Source organism: Demequina subtropica, from assembly GCF_000971235.1.
Classification (GTDB): Bacteria; Actinomycetota; Actinomycetes; order Actinomycetales; family Demequinaceae; genus Demequina; species Demequina subtropica.
Window position 1 is genome coordinate 220,171 of sequence record NZ_BBMB01000003.1, and the last position, 26,506, is coordinate 246,676.

Annotated in this window: 22 protein-coding genes and 1 tRNA gene; 11 read left to right on the forward strand and 12 right to left on the reverse strand. The window is 73.2% G+C overall.

Annotated features, from left to right (window positions below):
• Nucleotides 1–22: 22 nt before the first annotated feature.
• A complete protein-coding gene (locus AOM06_RS03450; RefSeq protein WP_439644714.1) occupies nt 23–286 on the reverse strand; it encodes a WhiB family transcriptional regulator in 264 nt (87 codons plus the stop codon).
• A gap of 331 nt (nt 287–617) precedes the next feature.
• On the opposite strand from AOM06_RS03450, the gene AOM06_RS03455 reads away from it, so the two are divergent.
• Together AOM06_RS03455 and AOM06_RS03460 are read left to right on the forward strand one after the other, a co-directional pair.
• Nucleotides 618–1,826, forward strand: coding sequence for an LCP family protein (locus AOM06_RS03455; protein WP_062302798.1), 1,209 nt, complete (start codon nt 618–620; stop codon nt 1,824–1,826).
• A 90-nt stretch (nt 1,827–1,916) separates the two neighbouring features.
• Nucleotides 1,917–3,197 carry an LCP family protein gene (locus tag AOM06_RS03460; protein WP_062302801.1) on the forward strand — a complete coding sequence of 427 codons (1,281 nt, stop codon included), beginning with the start codon at nt 1,917–1,919 and terminating at the stop codon, nt 3,195–3,197.
• A gap of 137 nt (nt 3,198–3,334) precedes the next feature.
• On the opposite strand, the gene purE is transcribed toward AOM06_RS03460, so the two are convergent.
• Nucleotides 3,335–3,835, reverse strand: a complete 501-nt coding sequence (purE, locus tag AOM06_RS03465) for a 5-(carboxyamino)imidazole ribonucleotide mutase (protein WP_062302805.1) — start codon at nt 3,833–3,835, stop codon at nt 3,335–3,337.
• A complete protein-coding gene (locus tag AOM06_RS03470) occupies nt 3,832–4,974 on the reverse strand; it encodes a 5-(carboxyamino)imidazole ribonucleotide synthase (RefSeq protein WP_062302808.1) in 1,143 nt (380 codons plus the stop codon). The genes purE and AOM06_RS03470 overlap by 4 nt, the downstream gene beginning before the upstream one ends.
• A gap of 33 nt (nt 4,975–5,007) precedes the next feature.
• On the opposite strand from AOM06_RS03470, the gene AOM06_RS03475 reads away from it, so the two are divergent.
• Nucleotides 5,008–5,526, forward strand: a complete 519-nt coding sequence (locus AOM06_RS03475; protein WP_062302811.1) for a GtrA family protein — start codon at nt 5,008–5,010, stop codon at nt 5,524–5,526.
• A gap of 1 nt (nt 5,527) precedes the next feature.
• Here the strand turns inward: AOM06_RS03475 and AOM06_RS03480 are convergent, their stop codons facing one another.
• The gene (locus AOM06_RS03480) at nt 5,528–6,832 is read right to left on the reverse strand and encodes an ATP-binding protein (protein ID WP_062302816.1); all 1,305 of its coding nucleotides are present in this window, start codon (nt 6,830–6,832) and stop codon (nt 5,528–5,530) included.
• 8 nt (nt 6,833–6,840) lie between these two features.
• A complete protein-coding gene (locus tag AOM06_RS03485) occupies nt 6,841–7,518 on the reverse strand; it encodes a response regulator transcription factor (protein WP_062302819.1) in 678 nt (225 codons plus the stop codon).
• 93 nt (nt 7,519–7,611) lie between these two features.
• On the opposite strand from AOM06_RS03485, the gene AOM06_RS03490 reads away from it, so the two are divergent.
• Together AOM06_RS03490 and AOM06_RS03495 are read left to right on the forward strand one after the other, a co-directional pair.
• Nucleotides 7,612–9,735 carry a glycosyltransferase family protein gene (locus AOM06_RS03490; RefSeq protein ID WP_156163560.1) on the forward strand — a complete coding sequence of 708 codons (2,124 nt, stop codon included), beginning with the start codon at nt 7,612–7,614 and terminating at the stop codon, nt 9,733–9,735.
• A gap of 72 nt (nt 9,736–9,807) precedes the next feature.
• Nucleotides 9,808–12,699, forward strand: coding sequence for an FHA domain-containing protein (locus tag AOM06_RS03495; protein WP_062302826.1), 2,892 nt, complete (start codon nt 9,808–9,810; stop codon nt 12,697–12,699).
• On the opposite strand, the gene AOM06_RS03500 is transcribed toward AOM06_RS03495, so the two are convergent.
• Entirely contained in the window at nt 12,676–13,122 is a 447-nt protein-coding gene (locus tag AOM06_RS03500) for a hypothetical protein (protein WP_062302828.1), read from the reverse strand. The genes AOM06_RS03495 and AOM06_RS03500 overlap by 24 nt on opposite strands.
• 138 nt (nt 13,123–13,260) lie before the next feature.
• Between AOM06_RS03500 and AOM06_RS03505 the strand changes: the two genes are divergently transcribed.
• Nucleotides 13,261–13,515 (forward strand): WhiB family transcriptional regulator, encoded by a 255-nt coding sequence (locus AOM06_RS03505; protein WP_062302829.1) that lies wholly within the window; start codon nt 13,261–13,263, stop codon nt 13,513–13,515.
• Between the two features lie 298 nt (nt 13,516–13,813).
• On the opposite strand, the gene AOM06_RS03510 is transcribed toward AOM06_RS03505, so the two are convergent.
• Complete coding sequence (locus AOM06_RS03510) at nt 13,814–15,277, reverse strand: sensor histidine kinase (RefSeq protein ID WP_062302830.1); 1,464 nt, start codon at nt 15,275–15,277, stop codon at nt 13,814–13,816.
• Between the two features lie 59 nt (nt 15,278–15,336).
• Between AOM06_RS03510 and AOM06_RS03515 the strand changes: the two genes are divergently transcribed.
• The 3 genes from AOM06_RS03515 to AOM06_RS03525 are packed head-to-tail and all read left to right on the forward strand — an operon-like array spanning nt 15,337 to nt 16,606.
• Nucleotides 15,337–15,828 carry a DUF2505 domain-containing protein gene (locus tag AOM06_RS03515; RefSeq protein ID WP_156163562.1) on the forward strand — a complete coding sequence of 164 codons (492 nt, stop codon included), beginning with the start codon at nt 15,337–15,339 and terminating at the stop codon, nt 15,826–15,828.
• Nucleotides 15,813–16,238, forward strand: a complete 426-nt coding sequence (locus AOM06_RS03520; protein WP_062302835.1) for a fluoride efflux transporter FluC — start codon at nt 15,813–15,815, stop codon at nt 16,236–16,238. The genes AOM06_RS03515 and AOM06_RS03520 overlap by 16 nt, the downstream gene beginning before the upstream one ends.
• The gene (locus tag AOM06_RS03525; RefSeq protein ID WP_062302836.1) at nt 16,235–16,606 is read left to right on the forward strand and encodes a FluC/FEX family fluoride channel; all 372 of its coding nucleotides are present in this window, start codon (nt 16,235–16,237) and stop codon (nt 16,604–16,606) included. The genes AOM06_RS03520 and AOM06_RS03525 overlap by 4 nt, the downstream gene beginning before the upstream one ends.
• Here the strand turns inward: AOM06_RS03525 and AOM06_RS03530 are convergent.
• The 3 genes from AOM06_RS03530 to AOM06_RS03540 form a co-directional block, all read right to left on the reverse strand.
• Nucleotides 16,587–17,816, reverse strand: coding sequence for an APC family permease (locus AOM06_RS03530; protein ID WP_062302839.1), 1,230 nt, complete (start codon nt 17,814–17,816; stop codon nt 16,587–16,589). The two genes, AOM06_RS03525 and AOM06_RS03530, sit on opposite strands and share 20 nt — an antisense overlap.
• A 1-nt stretch (nt 17,817) precedes the next feature.
• The gene (locus AOM06_RS03535) at nt 17,818–19,290 is read right to left on the reverse strand and encodes an amino acid permease (protein WP_228372835.1); all 1,473 of its coding nucleotides are present in this window, start codon (nt 19,288–19,290) and stop codon (nt 17,818–17,820) included.
• A 149-nt stretch (nt 19,291–19,439) separates the two neighbouring features.
• Nucleotides 19,440–20,429, reverse strand: coding sequence for a patatin-like phospholipase family protein (locus AOM06_RS03540; protein ID WP_062302840.1), 990 nt, complete (start codon nt 20,427–20,429; stop codon nt 19,440–19,442).
• A 195-nt stretch (nt 20,430–20,624) separates the two neighbouring features.
• On the opposite strand from AOM06_RS03540, the gene AOM06_RS03545 reads away from it, so the two are divergent.
• The gene (locus tag AOM06_RS03545) at nt 20,625–22,226 is read left to right on the forward strand and encodes a xylulokinase (RefSeq protein ID WP_062302841.1); all 1,602 of its coding nucleotides are present in this window, start codon (nt 20,625–20,627) and stop codon (nt 22,224–22,226) included.
• A gap of 165 nt (nt 22,227–22,391) precedes the next feature.
• On the opposite strand, the gene AOM06_RS03550 is transcribed toward AOM06_RS03545, so the two are convergent.
• Nucleotides 22,392–22,465: transfer RNA gene (locus AOM06_RS03550), tRNA-Met, on the reverse strand.
• A 69-nt stretch (nt 22,466–22,534) separates the two neighbouring features.
• Between AOM06_RS03550 and AOM06_RS03555 the strand changes: the two genes are divergently transcribed.
• Nucleotides 22,535–23,356, forward strand: a complete 822-nt coding sequence (locus tag AOM06_RS03555) for a DUF4328 domain-containing protein (RefSeq protein WP_062302842.1) — start codon at nt 22,535–22,537, stop codon at nt 23,354–23,356.
• Nucleotides 23,357–23,424: 68 nt separating this feature from the next.
• Here AOM06_RS03555 and AOM06_RS03560 read toward each other — a convergent pair whose 3' ends face one another.
• Nucleotides 23,425–26,469, reverse strand: coding sequence for a UPF0182 family membrane protein (locus tag AOM06_RS03560; RefSeq protein ID WP_082105268.1), 3,045 nt, complete (start codon nt 26,467–26,469; stop codon nt 23,425–23,427).
• Between the last annotated feature and the right edge of the window lie 37 nt (nt 26,470–26,506).

Sequence of the window (26,506 nt, forward strand, 5' to 3'; positions counted from 1 at the left end):
CACTCCCACGCGGAAAATCCGGCTAGACCGCGCGCCGCTTGAGCTTGCGGCGCTCACGCTCCGAGAGCCCACCCCAGATCCCGAACCGCTCATCGTTGGCCAACGCGTAGTCGAGGCACTCGGAGCGGACGTCGCAGGACGCACACACCTTCTTCGCCTCACGCGTGGAGCCACCCTTCTCGGGGAAGAACGCCTCGGGGTCGGTCTGGGCGCACAGCGCGCGCTCCTGCCACGCCAGAGGGCCGTCATCCTCGGTCTCGCCGAAGATGTCGACCACGGACGCCAGCGTCGATGCCGGCTTTCCCGCGTCGGAGGGCACGGAGCCGCCGTAGATATCCCACACGGTCCCACCTCCCGATCGCGACGGGCCCTCCACCCGTCTCAGGAAATTACAGCCGTGTAATCATCCCCAGTCAAGTCGGATGATCCATTTCACACCAACTATTCGAGCGCCCCGGCGCGCACGCACCCGGGCGAGTCGGACAAAGCGGTGCACACGCACCCGGGCGCGGCGCATCGTCCTCCCTGACACACGCCCGCCGGCGTGCCTCTCCCGCGCCGCGTCGGGCCGATCCGCCGTGCCTACAATGCGGCAGGAGCCTGAGCGAGGGAGATCCATGAGCGAGCCCGAGGCGGCGCAGCCTCGACATGCGCGCGCGAGCATCGCGCGCCGCGTCGGCCGCTATGCGACGCTCGCGCTCGTGGCGCTGCTGGGCTACGTCCTCGTGTACGGCAGCACCGTGGTCGACCAGCTCGACTCGACGCTCGCCGCCAACTCCGAGAACGTGGACTCGCTGGTGGGCGAGCGGCCCGACCGGCCCACCGACCAGGACGAGGGCGACGCGCTCAACATCCTCGTGATGGGCTCGGACACCCGCACGGGCGACAACGCCGAGGTGGGCGGCGGAGACGTGTCCGGGATGCGCAACGACACCACGATGATCGTGCACATCGCCGCGGACCGCTCGCGTGTCGAGGCCGTGTCGATCCCCCGCGACCTGCAGGTCGAGATCCCCGAGTGCACCTACAAGGACGGCTCGACCATCCCCGCGACGTCGGGCGACTTCAACATCGCGTTCTCCAACGGCGGCCTGCGCGGCGATCCCGCCGAGGCGGCGGCCTGCACCATCAAGACCGTCGAGCAGCTCACCGGCATCTACATGGACCACTACGTGGTGGTGGACTTCGAGGGCTTCATCAGCATGGTCGACGCCCTGGGCGGCGTGCCGATGTGCATCACCGAGCCGATCGTGTCGGAGAAGGCCCACCTCGAGCTCGAGGCCGGACCCCAGGTCTTCGACGGCGAGACCGCCCTCGCGTACGCGCGCCTGCGCACCGCGGAGGAGGGAGGCGTGTCCGGCTCCGATCTCCAGCGCATCACGCGGCAGCAGCAGCTGCTCGAGCAGGTCGCCGCGACCGTGCTGTCCAAGAACCTCCTCACCGACACCGACGAGGTCACGCGCTTCCTGCGGGCGGCCGCGGAGTCGATGACGATGGACGAGTCGATGGCCTCGACCTCGTATCTGGTGGGCCTCGTGTACAGCCTCCGGGACCTGAGCCTGGACGACATCGTGTTCGTCACGCCCCCGTGGCAGTACACCGAGGACCGCCTCAACGTGGAGCTTCTCCCGGAGGCCGCACAGGTGTGGGACGATATTCGGAACGACCAACCGATCTCGGTGACCGCTGAGGGTGACGCGAGCTCCGCCTGGGATGACGGAAAGAAGGAGGAGTCCACCTCCTCCGCGACCCCCTCGTCCTCGTCGAAGTCCAGCGTCTCCCCTTCCGCCGCCACGACCGAGGACCTGCTCGAGCAGTGCCGATAGTCGGGTCCGCGGAACCTCGGTGAGCCGCGGCGCGTTGTGTCGCCAGCAGTATCGACATCGCGTGCACGCACGCCGAGCTCAGGAGCATGAATGACCGTCGAGGTCTCGGACCGCCGCCGCCGCGCGCGCGTCCGCCACGCGACCCGCGTGCCCAGCCACCGCGTGTTCGCCGCGCTGCTGGGCGTGATCGCCGCGACCACGAGCTTCGTGTGGGTGTTCTACGAGGCCAGCCTCGACCGTGCGACCGACGGCTTCACGCTCGTCGACGTGAGCGCGCTGCTGCCGGAGGTCACGCCCTCCGCCGAGGCCGAGGAGGGTCTCGACGACCCCAACGCGGGCAACGCCATCAACATCCTGCTCCTGGGATCCGACACCCGCCTGGGCGACGACAACCAGGAGCTGGGCAAGGGCGAGGTCGGCGGCATGCGCAACGACACGACGATGATCGCCCACATCTCCGCGGACCGGTCGCGCGTCGAGCTCGTCTCGATCCCCCGCGACTCGCGCGTCGCGATCTCCGACTGCCAGATGCTCGACGGCAGCACCGTCCGCGGCTGGACCGGCAAGTTCAACATCGCCTTCGCCAACGGCGGTTCGCAGGGCAACGTGGCCGAGGCCGCGGCGTGCGTGATGACCACGATCTACGACCTCACCGGCCTCATGGTCGACCACTACGCCGTGGTCGACTTCTCCGGCTTCGTCGACATGGTCGACGCGATCGACGGCGTCCCGATGTGCATCACGCAGGACGTCTACTCCTCGAAGGCCCACCTGGACCTCGAGGCTGGCGCGCAGGTGCTCGACGGCACGGAGGCGCTCGCATGGGCGCGTGCCCGCACCGGCACCGGCCTGGGCGACGGCACCGACCTCATGCGCATCGAGCGCCAGCAGGAGCTGCTCACCAACATGGCGCGCAAGGTGCTGGGGCTGAACGTCCTCACGGACGTCACCAAGGGCACCAAGTTCGTCAACGCGCTCGCGCGCTCGCTCACCATGGACCCGGAGCTGGGCGACGGCCACTACCTCGTGGGCCTCGCGTGGAGCCTGCGCAACTTCGACACCTCGAACCTCTACATGGCGACGGTGCCGTGGCAGTACGCGGGCGACGGCAGCGGCGACGTCCTCTGGTCGCAGCCGGACGCGCAGGAGGTCTTCTCCGCGCTCAAGGCGGACGAGTCGGTCAAGGACCTCCTCGAGCCCGAGCCCGAGGAGACCGCGACACCCGAGGAGCCCACCACCTCCGCGACGCCCGACGCGACCGCCTCCGAGGAGCCCAGCGCCGAGCCGAGCGACAGCTCCGAGCCCACCGCGAGCCCCACGCCGCTGCGCGAGACCGAGGACGACATCCTCGCGGACTGCGTCATCGACTGACCCCTTCTCCGCCACCGCGGCTCCGCCACACACGGAGCCCGGATCGCGGCGGAGAAGGGCAGCTGAGGCTGCGACACGCCGCCAGGCGTGTGGCGGAGCCGCAGATCCGTGTGGCGGAGCCGCAGGGACGATGCGGGTCAGGCCTGGCGGAGCGCCTCGCCCTTCGCGTACGCGAGCTCGCGCAGCTCCTCCTGGAACGCGCGCATCCGCTCGCGGAGCCGCGCAGCCTCTTCGCCCTCGCCGGCGCCGAGGATGCGGGCCGCGAGAAGGCCCGCGTTGCGCGCACCGCCGATCGACACGGTCGCGACGGGCACGCCTGCGGGCATCTGCACGATGCTCAGCAGCGAGTCCATGCCGTCGAGGTGCTTGAGCGGGACGGGCACGCCGATCACCGGCAGCGTGGTGACGGAGGCGAGCATCCCCGGGAGGTGCGCCGCGCCGCCGGCACCGGCGATGATCACCTGCAGGCCGCGCGACTCGGCCTCGCGGCCGTACGCGATCATCTGCTCGGGCATGCGGTGCGCGGACACCACGTCCTTCTCGTAGGAGATCCCGAACTCGTCGAGAGCCTCCCCTGCGGCCTTCATGGTCGGCCAGTCGGAGTCCGACCCCATCACGATCCCGACACGGATGCTCATGCGTCCACCCCATCCCTCACGATGGCGGCCGCTGCGACCGCCCGTCCGTACGCCTCGTCGCGCGTCGCCGCCGACACGTTGACATGCCCCACCTTGCGGCCAGTGCGCACGCCCTTGCCGTAGAGCTGGATCCTGGCGCCCGCATCGTCCACGTCCGCGAGCGCGTCGGTGAGGCGCGTGCGCGAGCCGCCCAGCACGTTCGCCATGACGGTCCACGGCGCCGTGGGCTCGGTCGCCCCGAGCGGCAGGTCCATGACGGCGCGCAGGTGCTGCTCGAACTGGCTCGTGACCGCGCCGTCAATCGTCCAGTGACCCGAGTTGTGAGGGCGCATCGCGAGCTCGTTGACCAGCAGCCGGTCTCCCGCGAGGAACATCTCGACCGCCAGGACGCCGGTGACGTCGAGCCCCTCGGCGACCGTCCTGCCGATCTCCGCGGCCTCCTCCGAGAGCCGTGCGGACAGCTCCGGCGCAGGCGCGATCACCTCGGAGCAGACCCCGCCGCGCTGGATCGACTCGACCGTGGGCCACGCGCGCGACTCGCCGGACGGCCGCCGCGCGATGAGCACCGCGAGCTCGCGCTCGAAGGGCACCTTCTCCTCGATGAGGACGCGCGGCCCGCCATCGGCGGCCGCACGCAGCCAGTCGTCGGCCTGCGCGGGCGACGTGATGACGCGCACGCCCTTGCCGTCGTACCCGCCGCGCGCGGTCTTGAGCACGCCGTGGCCGCCGTGACGCGCGAGGAAGTCCTCGACATCCGCCTCGGTCTCGACGTGCGCCCAGGCCGGGTTGGGCAGCCCGAGCGCATCCATGCGCGTGCGCATCTCGATCTTGTCCTGCGCGTAGAGCAGCGCGTGGAGCCCGGGCCGCGCGGGCACCCCGGCAGCCTCCGCGGCGTCGAAGACCTCGGCCGGGATGTGCTCGTGCTCCCACGTGAGGGCCGCGGGGCGCGGGTGCGCGAGCAGCCGCGCGATCGCGTCGGGGTCGGTGGGAAGGCCCACCACGGTCTCGTGGGCGGGGAGGGCGGCGGCGGCCTCGTGCGACTCGACGAGCACACGCAGCGTCAGGCCCAGCGCGGTGGCAGGAGCCGCCATCATGCGGGCGAGCTGGCCACCACCGACGACGGCGACGATCGGGATCATGGGACAAAACTACCGGGGCTAGGCTCATCCCCCATGACCGCTCTCCTCGCGTGGCTCCGGCGCCGCGCCGGCGAGCTCACGCGCTTCGGCATCGTGGGCCTCGCGGGCGTCGTGGTGAACCTCGGCGTCTTCAACCTGCTGCGCCTGGGTCCGCTCGCGCCGGACGCCGAGGTGGCGGGCTCCGACGACCGCGTGGTCACCGCCAAGATCATCGCGACGCTCACGTCGATCGCCTTCGCGTGGGTCGCGCACCGCGAGTGGACGTACCGCGGACGGCGCCGGCATCGGCCGATGCGCGAGGCCGTGCTCTTCACGCTCGTCAACGGCGGGGCGCTCCTGGTCGAGGCCGGCACGCTCGCGGTGAGCCACCACTGGTGGGGCTTCACCTCCGCGCTCGCCGACAACATCGCGTCGCTCGTGGGCATCGGGCTCGGCACGGTGACCCGCTACGCGGGCTACGCGCTGTTCGTGTTCGACCCGCCGTCGGACGATGCGCCCGCCCCTGGCCCGTCCACGGCATCGGAGGCGCACGCGGCGCCCGACGAGCCCTGAGTCAGCGGCGCCGGCGGCGCGGCTGACGCGCGTGCGGCACGATCTGGTCGATGCCGACCATGCGCGGCACGCCCTGGAGGAAGACCGCGAACGTCGCAGGAACGCGCTGCGCGAGCTCGAGGCGGCCGCCGTCCGCCGTGACGAGGTCGCGCGCGAGGGCGAGGCCCAGACCCGTGCCGCGCCCCGACGTCACCTCGCGCTCGAAGATGCGCGAGCCCAGCTCCTCCGGCACGCCCGCGCCCTGGTCGGTGACCTCGATCACCACGGCATGGTTCTGCCCGGACTCGCGGGCCGCGACGCGCGTGGTGCCGCCGCCGTGCTTGAGCGAGTTCTCGATGAGCGTCGCGAGCACCTGGGCGAGCCCGCCGGGGGTCGCGAAGACCGTCGACTCGGTGGGCATGATGACCAGGCGGCGCCCGGCCTGCTCGAAGGCGGCGACCCACTCCTGACGCTGCTGGTCGAACACCTCGTCGAGCTGCACCAGCTCGGTGCCCGACCCGAGCGCGCGCCGAGAGCGCCCCAGGAGCTCGTCCACCACGCCGACGAGCCGCTCGACCTGCTCGAGCGACCGCTCCGCCTCCTCGCGGACCTCGTCCTGGTCCGTGAGCACGCTGATCTCCTCGAGGCGCATGCTGAGCGCCGTGAGGGGCGTGCGGAGCTGGTGCGAGGCGTCGGCGGCGAACTGACGCTCGGTCGCGAGCCGCGCGGCCATGCGGTCCGACGATCGCGCGAGCTCCTCCGCCACCAGGTCGATCTCCTCGATGCCCGTGCTCTCGAGGCGGGGACGGACCTGCCCGGAGCCGATCTGCTCGGCGGACGCGGCGAGGTACACGAGCGGCGCGGACAGCCGGTTCGCCTGCCAGATCGCCATCGCGGCACCGGCCACGATCGCGACCGTGCCGCTCGCGAGCACCAGGCCCACGATGCGCGCGGCCTGCCAGAAGACGTCCCACCACGAGATGTAGACGTAGACGATCACGCCCGAGTCGGTCACGTAGTTCGCGGTGTACGCGGGCGAGGGCTCCTCCCCCGCGGACAGCTGGGTGCCGTCCGGCAGGACCACCCGCATGTACTCGGGCGCCCCGGGGCTGTTCGAGACGTAGGACGCGACGTTGCCCTCGGAGATCGCCTCACCGGACTGGTAGCGCAGCTCGAGCGCCTTGGCCGCGGTGGTGGCGCGCTGCTCGAGGCTGCGCACCGCGTCGTCGCGCATGATCTGCGCCGCGGCGACCGCGAGCGGGATGCCCAGCATGACGACCGCGACCGCCAGGGCGGAGAACGTCGCGGCGAGGACGCGCCGGCGCACGGGTCCCCTCAGTCGCCGGTCTCGAAGCGGAAGCCCATCCCGCGCACCGTCGTGATGAAGTGCGGGTGCGAGGCGTCGTCGCCGAGCTTGCGGCGCAGCCACGACACGTGCATGTCGAGGGTCTTCGACGGCGCACCCGGGTCCGCCGACCACACCTCGCGCATGAGCGAGTCGCGCGACACCACGGAGCCCGCGTTGGAGACGAGCACCTGCAGCAGGTCGAACTCCTTGCCGCTGAGCTGCAGCTCCGTGCCGTCGAGGTACGCACGGTGGCCGGCGACGTCGATGCGGACGCCCCCGGCCTCGATGTCCCCGCCCGCCTCAGATCCTGTGCGGCGGCGCAGCAGCGCGCGCACGCGGGCGAGCAGCTCGGCGAGCCGGAACGGCTTGGTGACGTAGTCGTCTGCGCCGGCGTCGAGGCCGACCACCAGGTCGACCTCGTCGGCGCGCGCCGTGAGCATGAGGATCGGGACCTGAAGGCCCTTGTCGCGGATGCGACGGGCCACGTCCACGCCGTCGATGTCGGGAAGGCCCAGGTCAAGGATCACCAGGTCCGCGTCATCGGATGCCCCGACCCCGCCGAGGCCCGTACCGTGCCATTCGACGTCGTACCCTTCCCGGCCCAAAGCACGGGTCAAGGGTTCTGAAATGGTCGGGTCATCTTCGACCAAAACAATTCGCGTCATGACGACACAGTACCCGTGCCCCCGGACTTTGCAACGACCCCATGCGGTCGTGCCCGCAGGCCGCCGCCATGCCCACCGATACGCTGGGTGGCCGTGACGCTGCCCGCTCCGCCCTCGGCACCCGACCTCCGCCACGATCGCGCCGCGGCGCGCCTCGTCGCGGCCCCCGAGCGCATCCTGCTCGTGCTCGTGGTCCTCGCGCTCGCCGCCGGCCTGTGGGCGAGCGTCGGGATGCATACCCCCTGGACCGTGCTGCCCACCGCCGCCGTCGGGATCGCCCTCACGTGGCGCATCGTCCCCATGCCCGTCCGGGTCACCGCGGCGGAGCGCAGAGGCGCCCTCATCGCCGTCGTCGGCTCGGGCGCCTGGGCCATCGCGGCCGCGGTGCTGTACGCCGAGTACCTCATCGTGGTGCGGGATCCCGGCTTCCTCACGCTCGCGGGGCTGTGGCTGGTCGACCACCCGAGCTCGGACATCCCGGCGGCCGGCGCGATCGAGGCGGCGAGCGTGGACCGCTCGGCGCTCGCCGACGCGTCGCAGGCGTGGAACCTGCGCGACGACCAGGTCCAGCCGCAGGGCGCTCGCCTCCTGTCGGCGCTCATCGCGGTGGGCGGCTGGATCGCGGGCGACCGCGGCGTCCTCATCGCCAACTGCCTCGTCGGCGCGGTCGGCGTGCTGGCCGTCTACGTGCTGGCGCGGCGCATGCTCGGCCCGCTGGCGTCGCTCGCACCCGCCGAGGCCGTCGCGCTGTCCGTGTCGCACATCGGCCTGTCCCGCGCCGCGTACACCGAGCCGCTCACGCTCGTGCTCGTGCTCGCCGCCGCGGTGTGGCTGTGGCGCGGCGTCGAGGAGCGCGACGGGCGCGCGCTCGCGCTCGGCGCCGTCACCGCGGGCGCGACGTCGTTCATCCGCATCGACGGGGCGGCCTTCGCCGCGGGCCTGCTCGCGGCCACCGTGCTCGCCCTCGCGCTGTCGGAGGGGTCGCGGGCGCGGCGCATCGGCGCGGCGCTCGGCGTCCTCGCGCTCCAGGGCGCGGTGCTGTACTCCGGCTACGCCGCCCTGTGGCGCTGGAGCGAGGGCTACGCCGACAGGCTCGCCGACCAGGCTGTCATGCTCATGCTGGGCTACGGCGTGCTGACGCTCGCGCTCGCCCTGTGGGTGCTGAGCTGGCTCGGCGGGGGCGACGGCGTCGCGACGGGCGCGCGGGACATGCTGGGCCGGCGCGGGGCGATCGGCGCGGGGATCGCGGTCTCGGGGCTCCTCCTGGTGCTCGCCTCGCGGCCGCTGTGGATGACCGCCCATCGCGGCACCGACAACTCCGTCGACGAGTTCACCAACGGCGTGGTCGAGTCCTTCCAGCGCGCGCAGGGCATGACGATCGACCCGACCCGCACCTACGCCGAGCACACGGTCGCGTGGGTGAGCTACTACCTCACCTGGCCCATCGTCCTGCTCGGCATCCTGGGATTCGGCCTCGCGACCACGTGGATGATCCGGAAGCGCCCCACGTGGGCGCTGCTGCTCGGCGCGACGCTGCCCACCTCGCTCCTGTACTTCTGGAACCCCGAGGTGGTCCCCGACCAGCTGTGGGCCTTCCGCCGCTTCGAGCCCGCGACGCTCCCGGGCTTCGCGATCGCGGCCGCGGTGGCCGCATGGTGGCTGCTGGGCCGCGTGCGGAGCGCGTGGCGCCTGCGGGCGCACCGCATCACCGCGGGCGCGTTCGTGGTCCTGCCGCTCACCACGTGGGTGTCCATCTCCCCTGGCGACGACCTCCCGATCTCCGCCGCGACCCCCGTGTTCGTGCGCGAGATGGGCGGGGCCTACGGCCAGCTCACCGCGCTGTGCGACGTCGCCCCCGACCGGCCGATCATCCTCGCGGGCACCTCCTCGCACTTCGGCTCGCTCCGCGTCATGTGCGACGAGCCCACCGTGCTCGCGCTCGGGGCGCTCGACCCCGACCAGCTGGCGACGATGGCGGAGTCGTGGGAGGCCGCGCCCGTGGTGCTCACGCGCGATCCGTCGTGGTTCGAATGGACCGAGGCCCCCGGCGTCGTGGTGGCCTCGACCGTCGAGCAGGCCGGCTACACGCTGCAGTCCATCCCGCGCACCTACTTCGTGCGCGACTACCAGTGGTACGCCGGCATCGTCGGGGACGACGGCGTGCTGGAACCGGTCGCGACCGCCGGCGAGACCGCCTCCGAGGTCACCAACCCCTGACGCCGCCCCGCGCGTCCACAGGCCGCGCGACGCTCCCTCGCGGACGATGCGCGGGCGGGCTTGCCTGGCGCCATGGACGTGACCATCGAGGGAGCCGGCGACGTCGAGGTGGATCCGGGCACCCCGCTCGCCGAGGTGCTGAGGATCACCCGCGCGCCGGCGGCCGTCTGGTGCGGCGGGACCCGGCTCGACCCCGGGCATCGTGCGGGCGTGGCGCCGCTCGTGCACGGGGCGCTGCTGCGCGCGGTGCCGGGGCCGTCCACCACACCGCCGGCCGGACCGCACCTCGAGGTGGTCGCGGGTCCAGATGCGGGGGGCCGGCTCGAGGTGACCCGCGCCACGGCGGTGGTGGGCCGCGAGGGCGCGTTCGCGCTCGCGGATCCCCGCCTGAGCCGCCGGCACCTCTCGCTCGACTCGCACGGGCGCGTGCGCGACCTCGGCTCGCGCAACGGCACCGTGCTGGTCCGCGGCGCGCGGCGCCGGCGGCTCGGACGGGTGGGCCGCCGCCTGAGGGCGGGCGACCTGGTGCTCGCGGGCGGCACCGCGCTGCGCTGGATCGACCCGGGGCACGATGCCGGCGAGACCCCGCGCCCGCACGCGGCCGGCGCGCGTCACGCACCGCTGCTCATGGGCCTGCTCGGCGGCACGGCGGGGGCGCTCGCCCTCGCGGTCGCCACCGGGCGGTGGGAGCTCGCGGCGGTCGCGCTCGCGGCGCCGATCGCGCTCGCCGGCGCCGCCGGGGTCCGGGGTCGCACGCCGCGGGTCCCGGAACCCGTGGGGGCCGAGGCGCTCGCGGACCTCCCGCTCCCGATCGCGATCCGCGGCACGGCTCATCGCGCGCGTGGCGCCGCACGGGCGCTCGCGCTGGCCCGCGGGGCCGCGCTGCCTGCCCGCCTCGACGAGCCCTGGATGCGGTGGATGGGCCCGCGCCTGGCCGAGGGCGCGGTCACCGTGCGACCCCCGGGCGGCACGCCGCCGTCCGAGGCGCGCAGCGTGATCGACGTCGACGCGGGGACCCTGACGGTCGACGGCCGCGAGCACGCATGGCTCGCGAGCATCGTGTCGCCCGAGACCGCGGACGTGGGCGCGCGCGCACGATGCGTGGGGCAGGAGGAGGCGCTGCCGCGCGTGGTGCGCTGGGCGGAGCTCGGCGCCGTGCCCACGGCGGGCACGCGGTTCGCGACGCCCCTGGGCCGCGGGCCCGGCGGGCCCGTCATCCTCGACCTCGACCGGGACGGCCCTCACGCGCTCGTGGCCGGCACCACAGGTGCGGGCAAGTCGGCGCTGCTCGAGACCCTGGTCGCGGGGCTCGCGCACGGGCACGGGCCCGACCGGCTCGCCGTCGCGCTCATCGACCTCAAGGGCGGTGCCGGCCTCGGGGCGTGCGCGGCGCTGCCGCATGCGTGCGGGCTGCTCACCGACCTCGAGCCGGCGTCCGCGCGGCGCGCGCTGCTCGGCCTCGCGCACGAGCTGCGTCAGCGCAAGGCGGCGCTCGCGCGGGTCGGGTACGCGTCGTGGGCGCAGTGGGTCGCGGACGGCGCAGGCGCCTCTGCGGACCGACCTCCGCCGCGGCTGCTCGTCGTGGTCGACGAGTTCCAGGAGCTCGGAGCGATGGACCCGGGGTTCCTCCCTGAGCTCGCGCGCCTCGCGGCCCAAGGCCGCTCGCTCGGCATGCACCTGGTGCTCGCGACCCAGCGTCCCGCAGGCGTGGTGACCCCGGCGATCCGCGCCAACGTGGCGACCGTGATCGCGCTACGCACCGCGAACGCGGCCGAGTCGCAGGACCTCGTGGGCGATGCGGGCGCCGCGGCGCTGCCGGCGTCCGCCCCCGGACGCGCCGTGGTGGTCACCCCGCACGTCCGGGTCACCATGCAGACGGCGCTTCCCCTCGCGCAGGCTCGCCCACCCGCGCGGCCCCGCGCCCGTCCGGCGGCGGCGGGTCCGAGCCTCGTCGATGCCGCCGCGAGCCGATGGGCCGGCTCCGAGGCGCCCCGTCGGCTATGGCTCGACCCTCTCGGCGCGACGGAGCGGCCCACCCCCGGGTCGTTCGGGTGGATCGACCGCCCGGCCGAGCGCGCCCGGGAGCCTTTGCGATGGGACCCGGCCTCAGGACCGCTCGTGGTGATCGGTCCGCGCGGCTCCGGCCGCTCGGCCACCCTCGGGGCGGTGGCGGCGACCCTGCCCGGGGCCGTGAGCCTCCCGACCGACCCCCGGGAGGCGGCGCGCACGCTCGCGCTCGCCTCCGACGCCGGGATCCCCGCGCTGCTCATCGACGATGCGGAACGCGCGTGCGAGCAGCTCGAGCCGTGGATGCGCGGTGCACGCGAGGCGCTCGAGTCCCTCGCGCGCACCGTCCCGCTGGGCCTCGCGGGAGGACCCGGATGGGGCGCGCGGTGGGCGTCGCGCGCGGGCCTCGCCGTGGTGCTCACGGGGCTCGATCGGGTGGAGCAGGTCCTGTGGGGCGTGCCGCCGCCGCTCGTGTCGCTCGTCCCCACGCCCGGCCGAGGCGTCGCGATCACGGCCCGAGGCGCGGGCGAGTGCCGCATCGGCCCTCCCGACGAGGCCCCGGGCCGCGTGCTGGTCCGTCCCCTCGAGTGCGGCGCGGGCCTTCCCGCCGCGGCGATCGGGGTCATCGGCGACCAGGCACGCCCGTGGTTCCCGGGGCCGGGGCGCGTGGTCGTGGTGGGCTACCCGGGCGCCGCGCGCGAGGCCATGGCCGACGCGCTGCGCGGCGCCGGCGCGGCCGCCTCGGTGGGCGCGCACGCGGATCCGGCCGCCCCTGCCGAGGTGGTGCTCTCGCCCACGCCGTCGCGGCTCCGCGAGCTCGGGGTGCATGCGCCGCCCGGGATCGCGGACCCGGCGCCCGCGGACGGGCGCGTCGCGGTCCGGACCGGGACGGTGTGGGAGGCCGCGCAGCTCAGGCCGGGTGCGGCACGCGGCTCAGGCGTCGGCGGCGGGCCGTAGCGCGTCGCGCCCTCCGATGAGGACGGCGATCCCGATCCCCGCGCCCGCGACGGCGAGCACGATGCCGTAGGCGGGTCGCACCCCGGTGAGGTTGATGCCCGCGAGCGTGAGCAGCGCCTGCCACGTGAGCGCGGCGGACACGGACCACCGGGCACCACGATCGAAGGCTCGCGCCACCATGAGCAGCCCGGCCGCGACGAGGAGGTAGAAGGCGGAGAGCCCGACCGCGAAGGCGGGCTCGGGCAGGGAGAGCGCGTGGATGCCGTAGGCTCCTCCGTAGACGCCCAGGCCGAGCGCCTCGACAGCGATGCCGAGAGCAGCCGCACGGCGCCAGCGGCCCGAAGGGGCCTCTTGCGGCAGGGACTTCGGCCCCTTGCGCCGCACCGCCTCGTCGTGGCCTTCGGCCCCTGTGAGCGAGTCCACAGAAAACACCTCTTGAAACATTCTCGTTACTTGTGCGAATCTTAATGAAGTCGAAACGCGACGGCGCGACGAAACCCCTTTGAAACCCCTCGGGCTACGTCGCGCCATGCTATCCCCGCTATCCCCCTAGGAGACCCCATGGATTGGCGCAGCAGCGCAGCATGCCTCGAAGTAGACGACCCCGAGCTCTTCTTCCCGGTCGGCAACACCGGCCCCGCCCTGAGCCAGATCGAGCGCGCGAAGGCCGTCTGCGGCCGATGCACCGTGCGTGACACCTGCCTGCAGTGGGCGATGGAGCACAACCAGGACTCCGGTGTCTGGGGCGGTCTGTCCGAGGACGAGCGCCGCTCGCTCAAGCGCCGCGCCGCCCGCGCGCGCCGCGCCGCCAAGTAGGCCTGCGGCGGCATCGCCGCCACCCCGAAGCCCCGCCCGGCCCCGCCGCGGCGGGGCTTCGCGCATCCCGGCTGCCCACCCCCGCCCGAAGTGGTGGCTGGTGGTCGGATCTCGCAGATCCTCGCGCCACAGTGGTGCCTCAGTGTCGGGCGCCGATGCGGCGGGGGTCGGAGGAACACGTGCCCATGGTGCCGCCCGATGACCGCTGCCCCGAAGACAGCGACAATGGCGCACCACTGTGATGCTCGGATCTTCCAGGGCCGACCATGATCGACCACTTCCGGAGGGTGGGTCGCCGCTAGAGCCTCGGGTCCGAGGCCCGCTCCTCGACGTTGCCGCGCAGGTCCACCACGGACCCCGACTCGAGCTTGCGCCACTCGATGGTGCCGCGCAGCTCGTTCTGGACCAGGGTGCGCACGATCTGCGAGCCGAGCCCCGACGGCTCGCCCTCGATCCCCACGCCGTCGTCCTCGATGCTCACGTGGAGCGACCGGCCGTCGCGCATGGCGGTCACGGTGATGGTGCCCTGCGCGCGGCCCTCGAAGCCGTGCTCGACCGCGTTCGTGATGAGCTCGGTCACCACGAGCGCCAGCGACGACGCGTACTGCGCGGGGATCAGCCCGAACTCGCCGGTGTTGACGATCCTCACCTGGGTGTCGGGGGACGCGACGTCCGCGGCCATGCGGATCGAGCGCGACACCAGCTCGTCGAAGTTGACCAGCTCGTCGAGCGTGCCCGACAGGGTCTCGTGCACCAGCGCGATGGTCGCGACGCGGCGCATCGCCTCCGCGAGCGCCTCCTTCGCCTCGGGCGCCTCGACGCGCCGCGACTGGAGGCGCAGCAGCGCCGCGACGGTCTGCAGGTTGTTCTTCACGCGGTGGTGGATCTCGCGGATGGTCGCGTCCTTGGTCACGAGCTCGCGCTCGCGCCGGCGGACGTCCGAGACGTCGCGGCACAGCAGGACGGCGCCCACGCGCGCGCCGTGCTCGGTCACCGGGATCGCGCGCAGCGACAGCACCGCGCCGTTCGCCTCGAGGTCGGTGCGCCAGGCCGCGCGCCCCGCGACGACCATCGCGAGGGTCTCGTCCACCACGCCCTGGTCCTCGAGCAGCTCGCTCGTGACGCGCGGCAGCGACTTGTTCATGAGCGAGCCGTGCACGCCCAGCCGGTGGAAGCAGGAGAGGGCGTTCGGCGAGGCGTACGTGACGTGCCCGACGGCGTCGAGGCGGAGCACGCCGTCGCCCACGCGCGGCGCGCCGCGGCGCGGACCCGTGATGGTCGTGTGCATCGGGAACTCGCCGCGCGTCACCATCCGCAGGAGGTCGTCCGCCGCGCCCTTGTAGTTGAGCTCGAGCCGGCTCGAGGACCGCGACACGGCCTGCGACACCTCGCGTGTCACCACCGCGATGGGGCGGCCGTCCAGCACCACGGGCAGGGCGTCCTCGCGCACGGCGTAGGTCTCGTCCCAGCGCGGCTCCCGCGAGCCGACGATCCCGCCCTCCTCGAGGGCGCGGCGCAGGTGCGCGACGCGGCCGCCCGGCGCGTGCGTGCCCACCACATCGTCGAGATGCACCGTCGGGCCCGTCGAGGGCCGGCACTGGGCGACCGCGACGAAGCCCTCGCCGTCCTCGCGCCACATCACCAGGTCCGCGAAGGACAGGTCGGCGATGATCTGCCAGTCGGCGACGAGCAGCGCGAGCTGCTCGGCCTCCGCATCCGTGATGGGGCCGTACTCCTCGATGGTGTCGCGCAGGGTTGCCACGGGCACCAGCCTAGAGCCGCGTCGCGAGCGCGCTAGCCTGAGCGCAGGGGGTTCCATCGGTGAAGATCACTCACATGCATCGCTTCGACGCCGGTCTCGACGACGTCTGGACGATGCTCACGTCACCCGAGTTCGGCCACGCGCGCGCCGCCGCGATGGGCACGGAGGCGCACGACGTCGACGTCGACGTCCGCGACGACGGCTCATGCGCGATCACGCTGCGCGCGGACGTGCCGACCTCGTCCATCCCTTCCGAGCTGCGCGCGCTCGTGGGCCGCGAGCTCGCGGTCACGTACACCGAGGTGTGGGAGCCGCCCATCGAGGAGGACCGCGTGGGCACCTTCGCGGTCGAGATCGCGGGCGCGCCGGGCCACGTCGCGGGCGCGATCGGCCTCACGCCGGACGGCGAGGCGAGCGAGCTGCTCGCGACCGGCGACGTGGTCGCGCATGTGCCGCTGTTCGGCGCGATGATCGAGCGCGCGGTCGCAGGCGCCGTCACCAAGGCCCTCACGGCGCAGCTGGAGGCGGCCGACGCGTGGCTCGTGCGGTGACGCGGCCCGCTCAGCTGGGCCTCGTCCTCGTGGGCGGAGCCGTGGGCGGCGCGCTGCGCATCGGCCTGTCCGAGGCGTTCCCGGACACCGGAGGGCCCGTGCCGTGGGACCTGTGGGTCATCAACGTGCTCGGCTCGCTCGTGCTCGCATGGGCGGTCGCGTTCACGCAGGCGCGCGGGCCGTGGGCGCTGTTCCCGGCGATCGGCCCGGGCCTGCTGGGCGGCTTCACCACGTACTCGTCGATCGCGTGCCTCGCATGGTCCTCGGACGAGCCGCTCGACGTCGCGATCGGCGTGCTGCTGGTCACGCTCGCCGGCGCGATCGCCGCGGCGTGGCTCGGCTGGTGGCTCGGCGACCGGCCGCGCACCCCGCTCGATGAGGCCGCCGTCTTCGCGGAGGAGAACGAGTGAGCGGCTGGGCCTACGTCGCCGCGATCCTGGGCTGCGGCGTGGGCGCATGCGTGCGCTTCTCGCTGGGCTGGCTGGACACGCGCAAGGCCTTCCCGTGGCCCACCATCCTGGCCAACGCCCTCGGCTCGGCCGTGCTGGGCGCGGTGCTCGCCGCCGGGGACGATGCGCTCCTGTCCCCCGCATGGACGTTCGCCCTGGGCACGGGGCTCGCGGGCGGCCTGTCGACGTTCTCATCTCTCGCCGTCGACGTGGTGGTGCTCGCGAAGGACGGGCGCCGCGGGGCCGTGCTGGGCTACGTGGGCTCGACCGTCGCGGTGGGCCTCGCCGGCGCCGCCGCGGGATACGCGCTCACGTCCGCGCTCGCCTGATCACGGCCCGCCCCGCCGCCAGCAGCGCGAGCAGCGCCGCCGCGCAGGCCACCGGCACCACGGGCAGCGACGCCATGAGCACCACGCACGCGACCGCGCCGAGCGCCGAGGCCGCGCGGGGCATGCGCCAGCCCGCCACGTGGTCGGCGCCGGCCGCGCGGAAGGCCGCCGCGTTGGCGACCGCGTAGTAGAGCAGCACGGCGAACGAGGACATCGCGATCGCGAACGGGAGGTCGCCCGCCCACACGAGCGCCACCGCGGCGCCGCAGGACGCGCCCTCGGCGAGCGCGGGCACGCCGCGCCCGTTCTCACGCGCGAGCACGCCCGGCAGGTCCCGCTCGCGCGCCATGGCCATGGAGGTCCGCCCCACGCCGGCGGTGAGCGCCAGCAGCGAGCCGAAGGCGGCCGCGACGGCCGCCGCGGTCACCACCCCGACCGGGAGCCAGGTCCCCGCGACCGCGTCGGCCACGGGTGCCGTCGCGTCCGCGAGCGCGGGACCCAGCGCGCGCGGCAGGACGAGCGCGAGCGCGCCGTACAGCGCCGCCGCGATCGCGAGCGCGACGCCGATCGCGCGGGGGATGGTGCGGGCGGGCTCCCGCACCTCCTCGCCGAGCGTCGCGATGCGGGCGTAGCCCGCGAAGGCGAAGAACACCAGGGCCGCCGCCTGCGCGATGCCCACCGCATCGTCCCAGGGCGTGCTCCATCCGAAGGTGGCGCCTCCCGCCTCCGGTCCGCCCGCGACGGCCACCACGGCCGCGACGATCGCAGCGATCACGGCGGAGGCGAGCACCACCGAGGCGGCCGCGGTGCGCGTGATGCCGCGCGAGTTCAGCGCCCATGACGCGACGACGGCCGCGGTCGCGACGAGCGGGGCGTGGCCCGGCGCGAGGTACCTGCCGACCGCGAGCGCGATCGCGGCGATCGAGGCCGTCTTGCCGACCACGAAGCCGATGCCCGCGAGGAAGCCCGGCCACGGACCCAGCTCCGCGCGCCCGAACGCGTACGCGCCTCCCGCGACGGGATGGACCGCCGCGAGCTGCGCGGTCGAGCCCGCGTTGAGCGCGGCGACCATGCCGGCGAGCAGCACGGCCCAGGCGAGCGCGTCGCCGGCCGCGGCATAGGCGGGCCCCCACACGACGAACACGCCCGCGCCGAGCATCGACCCCGCCCCGATGGCGGTGGCACCGACGATCCCGACGCGGCGCGCCACTTCAGCCCTCCGGCGTCCGGCCGGTCCGCGAGTGCGCGGCCACCGGGGTCTCCGGCGCCTCCGCGGCGTTCACCGCGGGGTCGAGCGCGTCCTCGCCGAGCTCGTGACCCGCCTCGGACTCCGCGACCGCGAGCGCGGCGCCGCGCGGACGTCCCGCGCGGACCCAGGCCAGGTAGAGCGCGCCGGCCACCAGGCCCGTCGCGGCGAGCGAGCCGAGCGCGGCGGGCCGCAGGAGGTTGCACACGAGCGTGAAGCCCACCGCGGCGGCGGCGACGAGGTTGAGCGCGACCCACAGCGGCCGCTTGTCGTGGTGGGAGAACTTGGCCATCGCGAGCAGGCCCATGAGGAAGCTCACGAACACCGAGACGGCGTAGAAGAGGACGAGGCTCTGGTCGCGGGCGCCCGCGAGCGCCACCACGGCGGCCGAGGCGACCAGGAACACGCCCACGCCGATCATGGGCACGTGGTGGGAGTTGGTGCGGCCCAGGACCGCGGGCAGGACGCCGTGCCGGGACTCGCCGTGCTCGGACCGCGCGAGCGCCTTGAGCAGGCCCGGTCCCGCCTGGAAGGAGGACGATGCGGCGGACAGCAGCAGCAGCGCCGTGGTCGCCTGGAACGCGGCGAACAGCGCGTGGCCGTCCGCGGCGCGCGCGAGCTCCGCGACCAGCGTGGTGTCCTCGTGCGGGACCTGGATGCCCAGGCGCACCACGGCCGCGGTGATCGCGAGCGTCAGAGTCCCGACGATGCCCAGCGTGAGCCACAGCGCCCAGCGGCCGAAGCTGCGGCGGCCCGCATCGTCCAGCTGCGCGAGCTGCGCGATCGCGGACGAGGGCGCCTCGATGCCCGTCGCGAGCGCCATCGCGACCGGGAAGGCGAGCGCGACGGCGATCGGCGCGCCGTGCGTGAGGCCCTCGATCGGCTGCGGGTCCACGGACGGCAGGCCCGGCACGGGCAGCAGCACGGCGACCGCGACCACGATGAACACGATGGTGAGCAGGGCGAACACCGCGCGGCCCAGGTGGCCGAACCACATGAGGCCCGCGACCACGAGCAGCAGGCCCAGGGCGAGCAGCAGGCGGTAGTCCGCGAGCGCGGGCACGTAGCTGATGATCGCGGAGGATCCGGCGGACACCGAGATCGAGATGGTGAGCACGAAGTCGACCACGAGCGCGCCCATGGGGATGAAGGCGAAGCCCTCGCCGAACGCCCCGCCGGCCGCCGCGGCGGAGCCGCCGCCCTCCGGGTAGCGCGCGACCAGCTGGTGATAGCTCGCGACCACGAGCCCGACGACGATCACGACGGCCGCCATCGCGGGGAACAGCAGCGCGAGGTTGCCGTCGAGCGCGCGCAGCGCCGCCTCGATCGCGTAGGCGACGGAGGACACGGGGTCCGCCATCACCGAGAACGCGAACGCGATCAGAAGCGCGGTGCGGCCATGCAGCCAGCCGGCGCGGACAGGGGTGGCGTGGGTCACGCGGATGCCTCCCAAGGCTCGGGATCCGGCACGTGCGCGCCGGGACCGCTGGCCATGCTAGACCCGGCGATGCGGGACCCTCGGCACCGCACGCGCGACGGGCAAGCATCCTGGTCCGACCGCATGGGAGCGCTCTCTCCGCGTGCCGCTCAGCGCGGCGCGCCGTCCCACGCGTCGAAGGCCTCGCTCGCGAGGGCACGCCCCACGTCGATGAGCTCGGCCGCGCGGTGGAAGTCGAGCACGCCGCACGAGTCCGCGGGGACGTCGACCATGACGTCCGGCGGGTAGCCCGCGAGGCGGTAGCGCTGCACCGTGTTCTGCAGCGTCTGGAGCGAGCGGTCGATGACGTCGAGCGTGCTGATGTCCGGCGGCTCCTCGGTGACCGTCGCGAGCGCTGGCGTCTCGCCCACGGCGACCGGCGCATCGTCCGTGTCCTCGCCGCGGGCGCGCAGGCGCTGGGTGATCATGCTGAGCAGGCGCGGCTCGGCGACGTGGACGGAGGGCAGGCGCAGCCGTGGCAGCCGCATGAGCGGCTCGCCCGGCTCCGCGGGCGGCAGCGGCGCGTTGTCCGGGCGGGCGTTGCCCGCGAGGTTGACCGCGATGGTCGCGTCCGCGCGGATCGAGGCGAGCGGGACCACCGGCACCGGGTTGAGGATGCCGCCGTCCGCGAGCAGGCGCCCGTCGCGGCGCACGGGGGTGATGACCATGGGGATCGCGATCGAGGCGCGGATGGCGTCGACCACCCGACCCTCGGTGAACCACACCTCCGACTGCGAGAGCAGGTCCGTCGCGACCGCGGTGTACGGGATCGGCAGGTCCTCGATGAGGCGGCCGTCGAGGATCTCGTCGATCTTGCGCATCACGCGGTCCGCGCGGATGGCCCCGGCGCCCTTGAACGCGGGGTCCATCATGCGCAGCACCTCGCGCCGGGTGAGCGCCTCGGCCCACGCGCGGTACTCGGCAAGGCCGCCCGCCGCGTGCAGGCCTCCCACGAGCGCGCCCATGGACGTGCCCGCGATGCCGACGATCTCCCAGCCGCGCGCCTCGATCTCGTCGATGACGCCGATGTGGGCGTATCCCCTGGCTCCCCCGCTGCCGAGCGACAGGGCGATGCGGGGACGGTCCGTGCGGATGGTCACCGGGTCAGGCTACCTGGCATGTCGCCCTCTGCCGAGGGCTGTGGAGGCCGGCCATGCGCGGTGGCGCCGCCGCCGTACGGGACCTAGGGTGCGACGGGAGGGGACGATGCGGCACTAGAGTCTTGTCGACCGTTCACATTTCGAGGTCGCGCCCGGGTGCGGCCCCCACAGGAACACACCAAGGAGACCGCTGCGATGACGCAGACCCAGCAGATCGACGTGGCGGCCGCGATCGCGGCCGGAGAGACCTCCCTGGGCATCGAGCTCGGCTCGACCCGCATCAAGGCGTGCCTGGTCGGACCCGACCACCAGCCCATCGCCACCGGCAGCCACGCGTGGGAGAACCAGTTCGTGGACCGCCTGTGGACCTACTCGATCGACGCGATCTGGGAGGGCGTCCAGGCCTCCGTCGCGGACCTGCTCGCGCAGGTCGAGGAGGCGTACGGCGTGCGCCCGACCTCGGTCGGCGCGCTCGGCGTCTCCGCGATGATGCACGGCTACCTCGCGTTCTCCGCGGACGACGAGCTGCTGGTGCCGTTCCGCACGTGGCGCAACACGAACACCGAGCGCGCGGCCGCGGAGCTCACCGAGGTGCTCGGCTTCAACTTCCCGCTGCGCTGGTCCGCGTCGCACGTGTACGAGGCGATCCTCGAGGAGGAGGCGCACGTCTCCGAGCTCGCGTTCATCACCACGCTCGCGGGCTACGTCCACTGGAGGCTCACGGGCCGCAAGGTGCTCGGCGTGGGCGACGCCTCCGGCATGTTCCCCATCGACCCCGCGACCCGCGACTACGACGCGGACATGCTCGCGCGCTTCCAGGGCCTCGTCGCGGCACGCAGGCCCGGCCTCGACGTCGCGTCGCTGCTGCCCGAGGTGCTGGTCGCCGGCGCCGACGCGGGCACGCTGACCGCCGAGGGCGCCGCGCTGCTCGACCCCACGGGCACGCTCCAGGCGGGCGCGCTCGTCGCTCCCCCGGAGGGTGACGCCGGTACGGGCATGATCGCCACCAACGCGGTGGCCCCGCGCACGGGCAACATCTCCGCCGGCACCTCGATCTTCGCGATGGTGGTGCTGGAGAAGCCGCTCGAGTCGGTCCACGAGGAGCTCGACATCGTCACCACGCCCGCGGGCGACCTGGTCGCGATGGTGCACTGCAACAACGGCGCCTCCGAGCTGGGCACCTGGGCCGGGGTGTTCACCGAGTTCGCCGCGGCGATGGGCGTCCAGGGCGGCTCCGACGCCGTCTTCGAGGCGCTGTTCCGCGCGGCGCTCGAGGGCGAGGCGGACGGCGGCGGCCTGCTCGCCTACAACTACCTGTCGGGCGAGCCGATCACGGGCCTGGCCGAGGGCCGCCCGCTGTTCGTGCGCACCCCCGGCTCGCGCCTCAACCTCGCGAACTTCATGCGCACGCAGCTCTACGGCGCCTTCGGCACGCTGAGCCTGGGCATGAAGGTGCTGCACAACGAAGGGGTCGAGCTCGACTCGATGTTCGCCCACGGCGGCATGTTCCGCACCGCGGGCGTGGCGCAGCGCCTGCTCGCGGCCGCCATCGGCGCACCCGTCACGGTGGGCGACACCGCCTCCGAGGGCGGCGCGTGGGGCATGGCCGTGCTCGCGGAGTTCCGCCGCACCGGCGGCGGCGACCTGTCGAGCTACCTGAACGAGCGCGTGTTCGCCGATGCCGCGGTGGACGTGGCGACCCCCGACGCCGGGGACGTCGCGGGCTACGCCGCGTGGCTCGAGCAGTACGAGGCCGGTCTCGCGATCGAGCGCGCCGCCACCGAGGCGATCCACTAGGCCTCACCCTCGCACGCGCCCTGGCGGGACATGGGTGCAGGATCCGCTGAGGATCCGGCCCTCATGTCCCGCCAGGGCGTTGCTGCGTCCAGCGTGCGAGCTCACCGCCACCGGCGGGACATACGACGAAGGCCCGGACCAATGGTCCGGGCCTTCGTCTTCTCGTAGCGGGGACAGGATTTGAACCTGCGACCTCCGGGTTATGAGCCCGGCGAGCTACCGAACTGCTCCACCCCGCGTCGGCCTGATAACTCTAGCGGACGCGCGCCGCGATACCAAATCGCCTCCCGCTCGGTAGGTTCGGAGGCATGACAGAGAACGATCCTTTCCTGAACAAGCCCGCCGAGCAGCAACCCAAGTACCACCCCGCATCCGGCCTCAACCCTGGGCAGTCGCATGAGGGCGCGCTCGAGCCGAAGCCCGCCGATCCGACTCCCCCGCAGCAGCCCGCGCCCGGCATGATCGCCGGCGCGGCCGCGCCGACCTACGGCGCGCCCGGCCAGCAGACGCCGTTCAGCCAGCGAGGCGAGCCGCTCGAGCCTCCCACCGCCCTGGGCAACAGCCTGCTGGCGGTCATGGGCGTCAACGCGCTCATCGGCCTGGCGGTCGCGGCCTCGGCGGGCGACGTCATCGACCTCATCACCGAGTACGTCGAGACGGGCACCGTCACCGGCTCCACCGGTTCCCCGCTCGGCAGCCTGACCTTCCCGCTCACGGTCGCCTCCTACGTGCTCTACGGCATGTGGATGATGCGCATGCGCCGCAACCGCAAGGCCATGGGCGACCGCCCGGGCCTGCCCGGCGTCGAGTGGTGGGGCTGGTTCGTGCCGTTCGCGGGCGTGGTGCTGGTGCCGTGGGGCGCGCGCAAGGTCGCCGGTCGCACCACCTCGCTCGCGCTGCTGCTCGGCTGGTGGCTGACGTTCATGGTCTCCAACATCGCGGCCACCACGGGGATCTTCGCGATCCTCGGCAGCGTCGACTTCGACAGCAACGAGATCACGGACGCGGCGCTGCTCAACAGCTACACGGACTACGTGTGGGCCAGCGCGGTCCTCATGGTGATCTCGTGGGCGTTCCTGTTCGGCTTCGTCCGCCAGGCGACCACCCGCCACCTCGACCGGCAGGCCTGACCGCCGCATCGTCCCCACACGACGAAGGCCGGACCCCGCAGGGTCCGGCCTTCGTCGTATGCGCTCCCCTACGGGGTCGAGACGTCGGGGACGACGGCCGAGTCCTCGTCGGTCGCATCGGCGGTGGCCGATGCGGCGGGCTCGGGCGTCGCGGAGGCCGTCGCCTCCGGCACCGCCTCCTCGGTCGCGCCGGCGAGCAGGGCCTCCGCGGCGATCGCGTCCTCGATGGCCTGCGAGAGCTTGTCCTGCGCCTCGCCGTAGGCCGCGAAGTCGCCGTCGGCGAGCGCCGCCTCGCCCTCCGTGATCGCGTCGCTCGCGCGCTGGAGCGCGTCCGCGAGCTCGGCCTCGACGTCCGGGTCGACGGTGCCGCCGCCGGAGTCCCCGGAGCCGGAGTCACCGGAGCCGGTCCCACCGTCGGTGGTGCCGCCGTCGGTGTCCGTGTCGGTGCCCGCGGCTCCCTCGCCCGCGCCCTCGCCGAACACCTGGTCGAGCGCCTCCGGAAGGGTGTCCGCGAAGCCGACCTCCTGGCCGAACGCGACGAACACCTTGCGCAGCAGCGGCACCTTGGTGCCTTCCTTCGACTGCACGTAGACCGGCTGCACGTAGAGCAGGCCGCCGCCCACCGGGAGGGTGAGCAGGTTGCCGTTGATGACATCCGAGGAGCCCTGGCGAAGCAGGTTCAGCGTCTCCTGCGCGGCGGAGTTCGAGTTGAAGTTGTTCTGCACCTGGCCGGGGCCGGGGATGGTGGTGTCACGCGGCAGCTCGAGCAGGCGCAGCGTGCCGTAGTCCTCGTCCACCTGGCCCTCGGTCGAGCCGGTCTCCGAGTTCACCGCGAGGTAGCCCGTGAGGATGTTGCGCGGGTTGTCACCGCCCTGGATGTAGTTGCTGGTCAGGGAGAAGGTCGGCTCCTCCTGATCCGGCATCTGCAGCGTGAGGTAGTACGGCGGCTGGAGCTGCGAGTCGTTCGTCGGGTCCGCGGGGTTGCGCCAGAAGTCGCCCTGCGAGAAGAACGAGGCCGCGTCCGTGACGTGGTACTTGGTGAGCTGGTAGCGCTGGATCGAGAAGAGGTCCTCGGGGTAGCGCAGGTGGCTCATGAGGTCGCCGCTGATCTCGCTCATGGGCACGATGGTCGAGGGGAACACCTTGGACCACGTCTTGAGGATCGGGTCCTCGGCGTCCCACGCGTAGAGCGTCACGGTGCCGTCGTAGGCGTCGACCGTGGCCTTCACCGAGTTGCGCACGTAGTTGAGGATCACGTTCGAGCCGACCGCGGTGGTCGAGCTCGCGAAGATCGTCTCGGCCGAGACCGGCGCCGAGTACGGGAACTGGTCGGAGATGGTGTAGCCGTCCACGACCCACACCACGCGGCCGTCGACCACCGCGGGGTACGTGGTCTGATCGAGCTCGAGGTACGGCGCGACGCGCGCGACGCGCTCGAGCGGGTCCCGGTAGTACAGGATCTGCGACTCGGTGGTCACGCGGTCGGAGAACAGGATCTGCTCCTCGCCCATGCGGATCGCGTACATGAGCTTGGCGAACATGTTGCCGATGCTCGGGCCGCCGTCGCCGGTATACGTGGTGTTGACCTGGCCGTTCGACGAGGCGTCGTCCGGGTAGTCGAGCTCCCACGGCTCGGTGCCCTCGGGCGCGCCGACGATCGAGTAGCCGGGCACCGTGGTGCCGAAGTAGATGCGCGGCTCGTACTCGCCCAGCTCGCCGGTGCTCGGGATCCCGCCCTCGAAGAAGGAGGGCTGGCCGTCGACGGTGGTCTTGTTGCCGTAGGCCGCCACCACGCCGAAGCCGTGCGTGAAGACCGTGTGGTCGTTGACCCAGTTGCGGCTGTCCGAGCCCAGGCCGTCGATGTTGAGCTCGCGCACCGCGATGACGGTGTCCTGGAGCTCGCCCTCGATCTCGTAGCGGTCGACGTTCAGCAGGTCGGAGAAGATGTAGTACTGCTTGTTCTGCTGCAGCTGCTGGAAGGCCGGCGACACCACGTTGGGGTCGAGCAGGCGGATCTGCGCGGTGGTGTCCGCGTCCGCACGCAGCGCGTCTGCGGAGGCCTCCGTGGTCGCCGCGTACGGCGTCACCTCGACATCGTCGATGCCGTACGCGTAGCGCGTCGCCTCGATGTTGCGGGCGATGTACTCGCTCTCGAGGTCCTGCGCGTTGGGCTCGACCTGGAAGCGCTCGACCACCGCGGGGTAGATGCCGCCGATGGCGACGGCGGACAGCACCATGAGGCCGATGCCGACGGCGGGGATGCGCCAGTCGCCGCGCCAGATGACCACCAGGAAGACGGCCGCGACCAGCAGCGCGATGCCCGCGAGGATGAGGCGCGACGGCAGGATCGCGTTGATGTCCGTGTACGAGGCGCCGTAGAGGCGGTCGTGCGACTTGGTGAGCAGGCCGTAGGTGTCGAGCCAGTAGTTCACGGCGATGGTGATCATCACCAGGGCACCCAGCACCGCGAGCTGGATGCGCGCGCCCTTCGAGGCGACGAAGTTGCGTCCGGTGCCGGCGATGCCTCCGTAGAGCAGGTGGACGAACGCCGCGATGATGGTCGACAGCACCGCGAGCGCGAGCACCACGGTCACCAGCAGGTTGAGCGCGGGCAGCGTGAACACGTAGAACGACACGTCGAGCCCGAACTGCGGGTCCTGCTGACCGAACGGCTCCTGGTTGAGCGCCGCGACCACGGTCTCCCACTGCGAGGACACCGCGAGGCCGACCACGAGGCCGATCACCAGCGGCAGCACGATCATCGCGAGCCGCTCGAGCGGCTCGATCTGCGCGCGCACCTGGTCGAGCTGGCTGCGCCCGCCCGTGCGCGCGGGGCGCACGCGCTTGGCGATCCACAGGTTGAGCCAGATGACGGTCCCCGCGACGCCTGCCGCGATGACGAACAGGACGATGCGCGCGATCCACTGCGTGCGCCACACCTCGCCGTAGCCCAGGTGGTCGTACCAGATCACCTCGGTCCACACGTTGGCGGTCGCGATCGCGAGGAGCACGATCGCTCCGAGCACCACGGCGGTGATGGCCAGCGGCGAGCGGCGTTGGGGCACGGGGGCCGGCCGGACCGGGCGGGCGGAGCGGTCGTCGTCGAACGTCACGGGGCTTTCCTTCGTATCGGGTGGTGTCTAGCCTGCC

Coding starts and splice junctions, on each gene's coding strand:
- AOM06_RS03495 (WP_062302826.1), top strand. CDS start 9,808: ATGGACGTGACCATCGAGGGAGCCGGCGACGTCGAGGTGGATCCGGGC.
- AOM06_RS03460 (WP_062302801.1), top strand. CDS start 1,917: ATGACCGTCGAGGTCTCGGACCGCCGCCGCCGCGCGCGCGTCCGCCAC.
- AOM06_RS03475 (WP_062302811.1), top strand. CDS start 5,008: ATGACCGCTCTCCTCGCGTGGCTCCGGCGCCGCGCCGGCGAGCTCACG.
- AOM06_RS03455 (WP_062302798.1), top strand. CDS start 618: ATGAGCGAGCCCGAGGCGGCGCAGCCTCGACATGCGCGCGCGAGCATC.
- AOM06_RS03470 (WP_062302808.1), bottom strand. CDS start 4,974: ATGATCCCGATCGTCGCCGTCGTCGGTGGTGGCCAGCTCGCCCGCATG.
- AOM06_RS03485 (WP_062302819.1), bottom strand. CDS start 7,518: ATGACGCGAATTGTTTTGGTCGAAGATGACCCGACCATTTCAGAACCC.
- AOM06_RS03555 (WP_062302842.1), top strand. CDS start 22,535: ATGACAGAGAACGATCCTTTCCTGAACAAGCCCGCCGAGCAGCAACCC.
- purE (WP_062302805.1), bottom strand. CDS start 3,835: ATGAGCATCCGTGTCGGGATCGTGATGGGGTCGGACTCCGACTGGCCG.
- AOM06_RS03545 (WP_062302841.1), top strand. CDS start 20,625: ATGACGCAGACCCAGCAGATCGACGTGGCGGCCGCGATCGCGGCCGGA.
- AOM06_RS03505 (WP_062302829.1), top strand. CDS start 13,261: ATGGATTGGCGCAGCAGCGCAGCATGCCTCGAAGTAGACGACCCCGAG.